Origin of the sequence: Frankia sp. CeD (assembly GCF_000732115.1) — a bacterium.
GTDB lineage: Bacteria > Actinomycetota > Actinomycetes > Frankiales > Frankiaceae > Frankia > Frankia casuarinae.
The window spans coordinates 1-9,595 of the sequence record NZ_JPGU01000074.1; the positions used below are offsets into that span (position 1 = coordinate 1).

The 9,595-nt window shown below is 70.8% G+C and carries 10 protein-coding genes; all 10 read right to left on the reverse strand.

Annotation, left to right across the window (positions count from 1 at the left end):
• The coding region (locus CED_RS20430; protein ID WP_369807867.1) for an AMP-binding protein at window positions 1-314 on the reverse strand (314 nt) is incomplete at its 3' end.
• A 100-nt stretch (window positions 315-414) separates the two neighbouring features.
• Complete coding sequence (locus tag CED_RS20435) at window positions 415-639, reverse strand: MbtH family protein (RefSeq protein WP_035913429.1); 225 nt, start codon at window positions 637-639, stop codon at window positions 415-417.
• 291 nt (window positions 640-930) lie between these two features.
• Complete coding sequence (locus tag CED_RS20440; RefSeq protein ID WP_035913414.1) at window positions 931-2,256, reverse strand: PLP-dependent aminotransferase family protein; 1,326 nt, start codon at window positions 2,254-2,256, stop codon at window positions 931-933.
• Window positions 2,256-3,134 (reverse strand): prephenate dehydrogenase, encoded by an 879-nt coding sequence (locus CED_RS20445; protein ID WP_035913417.1) that lies wholly within the window; start codon window positions 3,132-3,134, stop codon window positions 2,256-2,258. Before CED_RS20445 ends, CED_RS20440 begins: the two co-directional genes overlap by 1 nt.
• 24 nt (window positions 3,135-3,158) lie before the next feature.
• Complete coding sequence (gene hppD / locus CED_RS20450) at window positions 3,159-4,226, reverse strand: 4-hydroxyphenylpyruvate dioxygenase (RefSeq protein ID WP_035913421.1); 1,068 nt, start codon at window positions 4,224-4,226, stop codon at window positions 3,159-3,161.
• A 136-nt stretch (window positions 4,227-4,362) separates the two neighbouring features.
• The gene (gene dpgD, locus CED_RS20455; RefSeq protein ID WP_011436867.1) at window positions 4,363-5,160 is read right to left on the reverse strand and encodes an enoyl-CoA-hydratase DpgD; all 798 of its coding nucleotides are present in this window, start codon (window positions 5,158-5,160) and stop codon (window positions 4,363-4,365) included.
• Complete coding sequence (gene dpgC, locus CED_RS20460) at window positions 5,157-6,455, reverse strand: (3,5-dihydroxyphenyl)acetyl-CoA 1,2-dioxygenase DpgC (protein ID WP_035913423.1); 1,299 nt, start codon at window positions 6,453-6,455, stop codon at window positions 5,157-5,159. The genes dpgD and dpgC overlap by 4 nt, the downstream gene beginning before the upstream one ends.
• The gene (gene dpgB, locus CED_RS20465; RefSeq protein WP_035913426.1) at window positions 6,452-7,093 is read right to left on the reverse strand and encodes an enoyl-CoA-hydratase DpgB; all 642 of its coding nucleotides are present in this window, start codon (window positions 7,091-7,093) and stop codon (window positions 6,452-6,454) included. Before dpgB ends, dpgC begins: the two co-directional genes overlap by 4 nt.
• Window positions 7,087-8,187, reverse strand: coding sequence for a 3,5-dihydroxyphenylacetyl-CoA synthase DpgA (dpgA, locus tag CED_RS20470; protein ID WP_035913432.1), 1,101 nt, complete (start codon window positions 8,185-8,187; stop codon window positions 7,087-7,089). Before dpgA ends, dpgB begins: the two co-directional genes overlap by 7 nt.
• Before the next feature lie 70 nt (window positions 8,188-8,257).
• Window positions 8,258-9,595, reverse strand: a 1,338-nt coding sequence (locus CED_RS20475) for an alpha/beta fold hydrolase (RefSeq protein ID WP_035913434.1), incomplete at its 5' end; no start/stop codon positions are given.

Here is a 9,595-nt window from a genome sequence, read left to right on the forward strand (position 1 = left end):
TGCTCAGGCAACGCCCCCACGGTCCGCGCCGTACCCAACGTCACCACGGGAGCGGCATCGGCCAGCATAAACGCCTGCCGGGCGGCCGGATACTCCGGATCCACCGGCAGATAAGCCGCCCCCGCCTTCAGCACCGCCAGCAACGCCACCACCATCTCCACCGACCGGGGCAACGCCACCGCCACAATCCGTTCCGGCCCCACCCCCAAACCCACCAACAGACGAGCCAGCCGGTTCACCGCGGCATCCAACTCCGCATAGGTCAACCGCACATCCTCACAGACCNCCGCCACCGCATCAGGCCGCGCGACCACCTGCGCCTGAAACATCTCCGGTAGTGTCAGGTCCGCAGTACCAGGCATCGACGNCCNCGCCTCATCCGTCCGGTATCGAGTGGTGCGGCGAGACCTGCCGTCAGTCGGCGGTCTCGTACTCCGCCATCTCCGCGATGAGGCTCTTGGGCCGCATGTCCGTCCAGTTCTCCTCGATGAAGNCCAGGCACGCCTTTCTGGAGTCCTCACCGTGGACGATGGACCAGCCTCCTGGAACCTCGGCGAAGACCGGCCAGAGCGAATACTGNCCTTCGTCGTTGACGAGCACGAAATAGCTGGCGGACTCGTCCTCGAAGGGATTGGTCATGACCATTACCTCTCTCCGTCGGCGACCATTTGGGGATAACGACTCATCCCACTGTAAGGTAACCGACCCGTGACGGGCAGAGCAAGGCGGTACCCGGCCAGATGTCCGATTCAGCAGTTGGACATCCGGCCCTGAAAATGTCCACTCAGATTCGATGACCGAACGACACGCCTCGTCATCGTGCACGCCCCGTTCATAGGCTTCACCCGGCCAGCCGACCCATGGCCCCCGGTAACCGGCTCACCCCGGTAACCGGCTCGGTGCGGTAACCGACTCAGTGCGGTAACCGACTCAGCGCGGCGGGTTGGCCTGCGACTCCACGAAGCCGACCAGCCGCGCGATGCCCTCCTCGATGTCGAAGCGGGTCAGGTAGCTGGTGGACAGCCGGATGCTGTGGTCGCCGCCGCCCTTCGGATAGAAGTAGGACATCGGCGTCCAGATAACCCCGAAGTCCTGCGCCGAACGGGTCAGCGCGGCATTGTCGGCACGGAACGGCACCCGCATGGTCAGGAAGAATCCGCCGCGGGGTGAGTTCCAGCTCNCCCCGCGCTCGGCCCGCCGCTCGGCCGGCAGGTGCTTGTCCAGGCACTGCAGCATGGCGCGCATGGTGCCGCCGTAGTAGGCCGAGGTCTCGCCGTTCAGCTCGGAGATCCGGCCGTCGGCGGCGAGCAGGGCCCCGGCGATGGCGGCCTGGCTGAGCGGCGAGGTGTTCACCGTGACCATGCTCTTGATCTTGGCGAGGTCGTCGGCCAGCAGCCCGGTCCCTCCGGAGGCGTCCCGCACCACCTGGTCGGCGACCGCGAATCCGACGCGGGCCCCCGGGAAGACCGTCTTGGAGTAGGAGCCGAGGTGGATCACCCGGCGCGCCGGATCGAGCGACTTCAGCGTCGGCACCTGCGGGCCCGGGCTGACCAGCCGGTACGGGCTGTCCTCAAGGATCAGCAGGTCAAGGCGTACGGCCAGGTCGAGCAGCGCCCGCCGGGCCGGCAGCGGCATGGTCACCCCGGAGGGGTTGGAGTGGTCGGGGACCACGTAGACGGCCCTGACCCGGCGCCCGCGCGCCCGCTCGGCCGCGACCGCGGCCGCCAGATCGGCGCAGTGCAGCCCGTCCGCCCGTTCCTCGACCGGGGTCACCTCGATGTCCAACAGCCGGGCCGCGCCGGTGATCCCCACGTAGCACGGGCTGGAGACGACCAGCACGTCGCCCGGGTCCCGCATGAGCGCCCGCAGCGCCAGGAACATCGCCTCCTGGCAGCCGACCGTGACCACGATGGACTCCGGCGGCACGTCGATGCCCTCGTCCACCCGGAGTGATTCGGCGATCAGCTTCCGGATCTGTCCGGCGGACGGGCCGTACTGGAACAGGGCGTCGCGGATCTGAGCTGGCGAGTCGCCCCGCTCGGCCAGGTGATCGAGATAACGCCGCACCTGCGTGAAGATCTGCTCGATGTCGAAGAAGCCGTCATAGGGCCGTCCAGGAGCGAACGAGATCGCCGTGGGGAAACGCACGGTGACCTCGTTGAGAAAGTTCATCGTGTCCATGACGGGATCGGCGACGCTGGAGTGCAGGTCTTCCTTGCGCAGGTCTTCCTTGCGCGGGTAATGGGTTGTCTCCATCAGCTGTCCTCCACTTTCTGTGGATCGGGGATGCGACCGTGCCCGACCCGGCCGCGGACCAGCAGATCGGTGACGGCGGTGTTCCCCTCGGACCGCAGCGCCGAGGCCGTACGTGCCAGATCCCGCGCCACCTCGTCGAGCACGTCGGCGATCGGATGGGCGTTGGCCGACATGATGCCGAGCCACAGCCGAGGGTCGCCCGCCGCGATCCGGGTGACGTCGCGCGCACCCTGCCCGGTCAGCCTCATGATTGTCTCCGGGGTGTCCACGAAGCGGGCCGCCATCGCCGAGGCCACCACGTGCGGGGCGTGCGAGATCACCGCCATCGCCCGGTCGTGCTCGGCGGGATCCATCAGGACCGGCCGCGCGCCGCAGGCCCGCACCAGCGCGGTCACCGTGGCGGCGGCGGCCGCGCCGGACTCGCCGGTGGGGCACAGTACCCAGGACCGGCCGCGGAACAGGCCGGCCCGGGCGGCCAGCGGCCCTGACCATTCCCTGCCGCCCAGGGGGTGGCCTCCGACGAAGGCCGTGAGGTCGCAGCCCAGCTTGGCAGCCTCGGCGATCGGCGCCTGCTTGACGCTGGCCACGTCGGTGTACACGTGGGCCACCTGGTGCTTCTGCGCGTCCCGCAGGGCGGCAGGCACGGCGGCGGGCGGTACGGCCAGCACCGCGAGGTCGGCGGGAGCGCCCCGGNAGGCGGCGGGNCCACCGGGNAGCACCACCCCGGCGCCGAGGCCCGCGGCGAGCCGCGCCGCCGCCGGATCGCGGTCGGTCAGCAGCACGTCGGCGCCGTGGTCGCGTACGGCCAGGGCGATCGAGGTGCCGATTAATCCGGCGCCGATGACGATGAGGCGCCGGGGCACGAGATCAGCTCCCACCTGCTCACTCCCCCAAGGCCGAGGTCAGGCGCTCTCGGCGGCCCGTTGGCGTTCGACGGCCTCGTACAGGGCCTTGATGTTGTTGCTGCCGAACGTGTGGGCGCCGCGGCGGTCGATCAGCTCGTGGAAAAAGGTCCGCCTGGGGTGCCGGGACGCGGTGAAGATCTGCAGCATGACGCCGCCGTGGTCGCGATCGGCCAGGATATTGAGCTCACGCAGCGTCTCCACCGGGACGCCGACCGGGCCGAGCCGCGCCGGCAGCGCCTCGTAGTAGCTCGCCGGGGTGGTGAGGAACCGCACCCCGCGCTTCGCGCTGTCCCGGACCGCCGCCGTGATGTCGTCGGTGCGGAACGCGATGTGCTGGATTCCCGCCCCGCCGTGCGAGCGGACGAACTCGTCGATCTGGCCGGGGGCGCGGGTGGTGTCCGGTTCGATGATGGTGAAGGTGACCTTGCCGGACGGGCTGCGCACCACCTGGGAGTCCATGGCCTGAGAGCCGACCACGATGCGCTCCTCGAAGGTCCGGGTGAAGCCGAACACGTCCCGATAGGCGCGTACGGTCGGGTGCAGTTCGCCGGCGGGCAGGCAGACCGCGACGTGGTCGATGGCCCTGAGCAGGCCTTCGTTGGAGCGGTCTGGGACGGTCTCCTCGATGAGGCCGGGCGAGAAGGGCCCCTCGACCGCCTCCCGGGAGGTGAAGCGGTGCTCCACGTCGCCGAACCCGGCCACCGACGCGAAGGTCACGCGGCCGCCCGGCGTTCCCAGGGTCTCGGGCGGCGTGACCGGCACCGCTCCACGATTCACCGCCTCGGCGAACGCGGCCTGCGCCTGGTCGACGGCGAAGCCGATGACCGCCACTCCGTCGCCGTGCCGACGGACGAACTCGGCGGCGCGGTGGTCGGAGCTGGTCGCGGCGGTGACGACGACAGTGATGTCGCACTGCCGCAGCAGCACCGACTCGCAGCCCTTGAGCCCGGTGCGCGGCCCGCCTCGGCCGGTGACGGNGAAACCGAAGGAATCGCACAGTTCGGCCGCAGCCTGCGCGGCGTCCTCGACGAACAGCTCAATGTGGTCGATCGAATGAATGTCCATTCTTGCCCCTCCGTTCGTTGCGCCTCGACGCGCTTTCCACCCCAGCCCGCTGGTTAACCGGAATGACGCCCACCCCCGATTACGGATTCTTTTCTCCTGGACGACGCACCAGCGGTGGGCGGCGGACGGCGCGGGCTCAGCGGCCAGCCCATTCTGGGTCGCGTTTCTCGACGAACGCTCGGACCCCTTCCGCGGAGTCCAGGCTGTGCCGGCGCCGCTCTTCCCAGTGGTATCGGGCGGAGAATGCCTCCGGCAGCGGCATGTCGAGAGATCTGAGCACCACTTCCTTGATGGCGCGAACCGAGAGGGGGGCGCTTCTGATGATGTCGTCGGTCCACTCGGCGACGCAGCCGTCCAGCTCCGGGTAGGAAACCACGTCGTTGACCAGGCCGAACCGCAGTGCCGTCGCGGCGGTCATCCGGCGACCGGTGAGCAGATACCCCATCGCGGTCTTCAGCGGAAGCTGCCGGGCCAGCCGGAACGCGCCGCCGGCCCCGGGGATCAGGCCGAGCCGCGCCTCCGGCAGCCCGAAGACCGCGTGCTCGGCGGCGACGATGAGGTCGCAGGCCAGGGCCAGCTCGAACCCGCCACCCAGCGCGTACCCGTTGACCCGCGCGATCACCGGCTTGGACAGGGTGAAGCGCTCGGTAAGCCGGGGCCAGCCGGGCTGACCCCGGCTACCGAGGGAGGTGGCGGGCGTGCCTCGCTCGGTGAGCTCTGCCCGCTCCTTGAGGTCCTGGCCGACCGAGAAGGCCCGGTCGCCCGCGCCGGTCAGCACCGCCACCCACACCTCATCGTCGGCCTCCACGTCGTTCCAGATCGCGGCGAGCTCCTGGTGAGTCCGCTGGTCCAGCGCGTTGAACACCTCAGGCCGGTCGATCATGATGCTGGCCACGTGGCCCTTCTTCGCGTAGCGCACCCGCGGCTCGTTCATGCGAGGCTCCCGGCGAATCGGCCGACCTTGTCGATGACATCCTGATCATGAAGCCGCAGCGCCTGCTGCAGCACGAACTCGGCCACGAAGCGGCGGAACTCCGCCACAGGTTCCTCGGCGAGGTTCAGCATCCGCCGGTTGGCGACCACCGCCGGCCCGTCGAGCCGGGCCACGCTCCGGTCGACGGCGGCGTCCAGCTCGTGCGGCTCGACGACCTCGTCGAGCACGCACCGGGCCGCGGGCTCGGTCGCCCAGATGCGGCGGCCGCCCAGGATGACCTGGCGGGCCAGCCGTGGCCCGGCGCACCGGCTGAGCCGCAGCGCCGAGACCCCGGGAATGATGCCCTCCCGCGTGGCCGGAAGGCTGAAGTAGGAGTCGGCCGCGGCCAGGACATGATCGAACACCAGCAGGAGCTGGGCCCCGCCGCCGATGGCAAAGGTGTCCACGGCGGCCACCCACGGCTTCTCGATCACGCCACCGCGCCAGGTCGCCCCCTCTCCGGCGACCAGACCTCTAACGATCTTGCTGATGTAGCCGAGCTCGCGACGCAGCAGGAACCCGACCAGCGAGATCTCCCCGGCGTGCAGGCGCTTGAGGTTGATGCCCACGCTGAACNCCCGCCGGCCCCGGTAGCGCGGATGGCTCATCTCCCCGCCGCGCAGCAGCCCCACCCGGACGGCCGGGTCGAGCAGGGCCAGGTCGACGACGGTCTCCATGTCCTCGACCTGCTGCTCGTCCTCGGCGTTCAGGCAGTCGTCGCGGCACATGGTGAGGTGGGCCACCCCGTCGCGCCGGTCCAGGCGTACCGTCTCCAGCCGCAGCGAACCGGTGCGGCGGAACTCGGGCAGCAGCGCCAGCGCGCGCGGGGTCGGGTGCAGCATCGAGTCGAGCAGGTGCGGACCGGACAGCGGCGAGCGCAGCACCGCCCGCAGGAAGATGCCCTGGTCGATCTCGCGCCCTTCCTTGTTTCTCTGCGGCCGCTCGCGTTCCACGGCGAGTTGCCCGGTGGTGGGCACCAGGCCGGGGACCGCGGTCGCGGCGGCCTCGACCAGCTCACCGAGCCGCAGCCTGATGGTGCGGCCAGCCGTGAGCCGGTCGTACACCTGGTCGGCATGCGCGTCCATGAACCGGACCCGCAGCAGGCGGATCCCGTCCACCACGGCGGCGGCCTCGGCCCGCTGCTCGGGTGAGCGCACCGCGGGCTCGGGCAACGCGGCGAGCCGTTCCTCGGCGCGCTCGGCCGCCTCGGCCAGAGCCTTCTCCGCCCGCTGCGGGGCGGCGACCCCGGCCGTCATGATGCCGCCCCGCGGCGCAGCGCACGGTCGTAGGCGGCCAGGTGGGCACCGAGCGCTTCCTCGAAGCTCGTGGTGCTCGCATCGAACATCAGCTGCCGTCTGATCGCCAGCTCCCGCCCGGGGAAGGCTTCCACCGGCACGCCCTCCGGATCGTCGGACAGTTCGTCGAGCAGCCCGAGCCGCAGCGCCTCGACGGCGTCGATCGGCGCGCCGAACATCNCTNCCCGGCGAGCCGCGGCGGTCCCTNCCTGCTGGACGAGCCGGTAGAGGGCCATCCCGGGCCAGGTGGCCCCGCCGTCGGTCATGACGAGCAGCCGAGTGCCGGGGGTGGCCAGGCGCACGTCGGTGGCCAGGAGTACGTCGAGTGCCGTCCCGCCGCAGTCCCCCGAGGCGATGGCGACCGTCGTCGCGGACTGCCGCTCCAGCCGGCGCAGTGCCCGCTCCCACTTGGTCACGAGACCGACGGTCAGGTCCTCGGGCACCCCGCCGCGCGGGGCGCCCGACACGTNGGCGACCAGGGCTGCGGTCCCGCCGGAGTCCTCCACCCGGTCGCAGACCTCGGCGACCCGGCGGACCGACTCGGCCGACAACGGCTGGGCGCCGTCGATCCTCAGCACGATCTCCTTCGCCCTCACCATTGGACCAACGCCATCTCGATGGTGGAGCCGGGCCCCATGGCCATCAGCACCCCGTGGTCACCGGGACGGGTAACGCCCTCCTGGCACAGCCGCTCATAGGAGAACAGGAAGGAGCCGCTGGACACGTTCCCGTAGTCACGCAGGACTCCGGTGGTGTGCCGGACGTCGTGGCGGGNGAGCCCGAGATTGACCACGACCGCGTCGATGACTTTCTTCCCGCCCGAGTGCACCAGCCAGTAGGCGATGTCGCTGCGCCGCAGGCCGGTGCCCGCCAGCAGCCGGTCGGCGACCAGCTCGGCGTGCGCGCCCACCACGTAGGGGATCTGCGGGTCGAGGAAGAAGCTGAACCGTCCCTGGTCGCGGTCCCAGTCGTAGCGCATGGCGTCGATCGCGTCGGTGATGACGCAGCTCGCGAACTTCAGAATGCGCGCCCCCGGACCTGGCGTGCCGGCGACCATGGCCACCGCGGCGGCACCGTCGCCGAACAAGCTGTTGACCACGGCCGTGCGCATCGTGGAGTCCAGCGCGTACGCCGCCGAGCACGCCTCGACGCACAGCACGACGGAGAGCTCTCCCGGGTGCGCCGCCGACCAGCCGGCCACCACGTTGAGCGCGTTCAGGCCCGCGTTGCAGCCCATGCCGACGATGTCGCTGCGGCTGCAGTGCCGGTCGATGCCCAGCTCGCGGATGATCAGTGCGCTGAGCCCCGGGACGAGGAATCCGGTCGAGGTCACGCAGCACAGATGGCCCAAGTCGGCCAGCTCGGCGCCGGCGTCCTTCAGACAGGCGGTGAGGGCCTCGATCCCCNTGCCGACTGCGAGCCGCTTGTGCTTGTCCAGCAGGTCGCCCTGCGGCTCGCAGACCCGGCGGCCGGCAGCGTCGGCCGGGGGCAAGGTGAGGTGGCGCCGATCGATCGCGCTGTTGAGGAAGACCGAGCGGACCCTGGGATCCGTCACGCCCAGGATGTCGAGCAGCTCCCGCTGGGTGTACGACGTGGCGGTCACGGCGGTCCCNACACCCNCGATCCTGGCGNTCGGCCGGNCGTGCGGGAGCGCTGCGGCCGGGGGCTCCGGCCGGTCGAGGCTGATGGTCATCGGAAGGTCCATCCCCACATGCGCGGCTTGCTACGGAGGAGCGGTCGAATGCTTGTCGTCGGCACCTTTCTCACCTCTCGTGTCGTGCCAGCTTCTCGGNGATCACCCGTGCGATCTCCGCGAGATGTTCTGCCTGCATGAGCTCCTGGTGGGCTCCTGAGATTTCGTGACCGTCGATCCGCCCGTCGACGTAGGGCCGCCACAGGGTGGGCGCCTCGGCTGCGGGCTGGGAGGGCAACCGGTCAAGCAGCGCGACGAACAGCAGCAGGTCGCCGTGCAGGACATCCGGAGTGAACTCCGCGCCCAGCCTCATGGTGTTGTCGAGCACCGAGCGGATCCTGCGCAGCCGCTCGCCGTCGACGTCCCCGCGGCCGACGTCCCCACGGCCGACGACCTGCTCGATCATCCGGTCCAGCCGCTGGTCCATCTTCCCGCGGACCTTCGGCATGACCTCCCGGCCGTCCTCCGGCCNGCTCCGTACGGCGGTGGAGGCGGGATAGCCGTCGAGAATCGCCAGGAGGCCGACCTGCTCGCCCCGTGCCTGGATGTGGGTGGCGAGGGCATGGGCGACCACCCCGCCCAGCGACCAGCCGAGCAGGTGGTAGGGGCCGGTGGGCTGGACGGATCGGATCCGTTCGAAGTAGTCGGCCGCCATGTCCGCCACGGTCCGCGGCAACGGCTCGGTCCGGGCCAGGCCTCGTGCCTGGAGGCCGTAGATGGGCAGGTCAGCGGGCAGGTGGTCGGCCAGGCCCGTGTAGCGCCAACTGATGCCCTCCACCGGGTGGACGCAGAACAGCGCGGGCCGGGTCCCCTCGGTGCGGATCGGCAGCAGGACGTCGAAGTCGTCGTCCTCGCCGCGGGTCTCCAGGGATGCCGCGACACCGGCCGGGGTGGGCTCGGCGAACAGCGTGCGGACGTTCAGCTCCGTGCCCAGCACCTCGCGGATGCGAGCGATCAGCCGCATGGCCAGCAGCGAGTCGCCGCCGAGGTCGAAGAAGCCGTCGTCGGCCCCGACNNNCNCCAGGTCCAGGACCTCGGCGAACAGGGCGCACAACCGCTCCTCGACCGCGGTGCGCGGCCCCCGCCCGGTCGCCAGAGCACCGAAGTCGGGGGCGGGCAACGCCGCGCGGTCCAGCTTGCCGTTGGCGGTCAGCGGCAGCTCCGCCACCTCGACCACCACCGCGGGGACCATGTACTCGGGCAGCCGCCCGGCCACGAAGGCGCGGATCTCCGCCGCGCCGATCTCCTGGTGTGGCACGAGATAGGCCACGAGGTGCCGGTGGCCGGGCTGGTCCTCACGCATCACGACGGCGACCTGGTCGACGGCGGGATGCCCGGACAGCACGGCCTCGATCTCGCCGGGCTCGATCCGGAAACCACGGATCTTCACCTGCGCATCCGCCCGCCC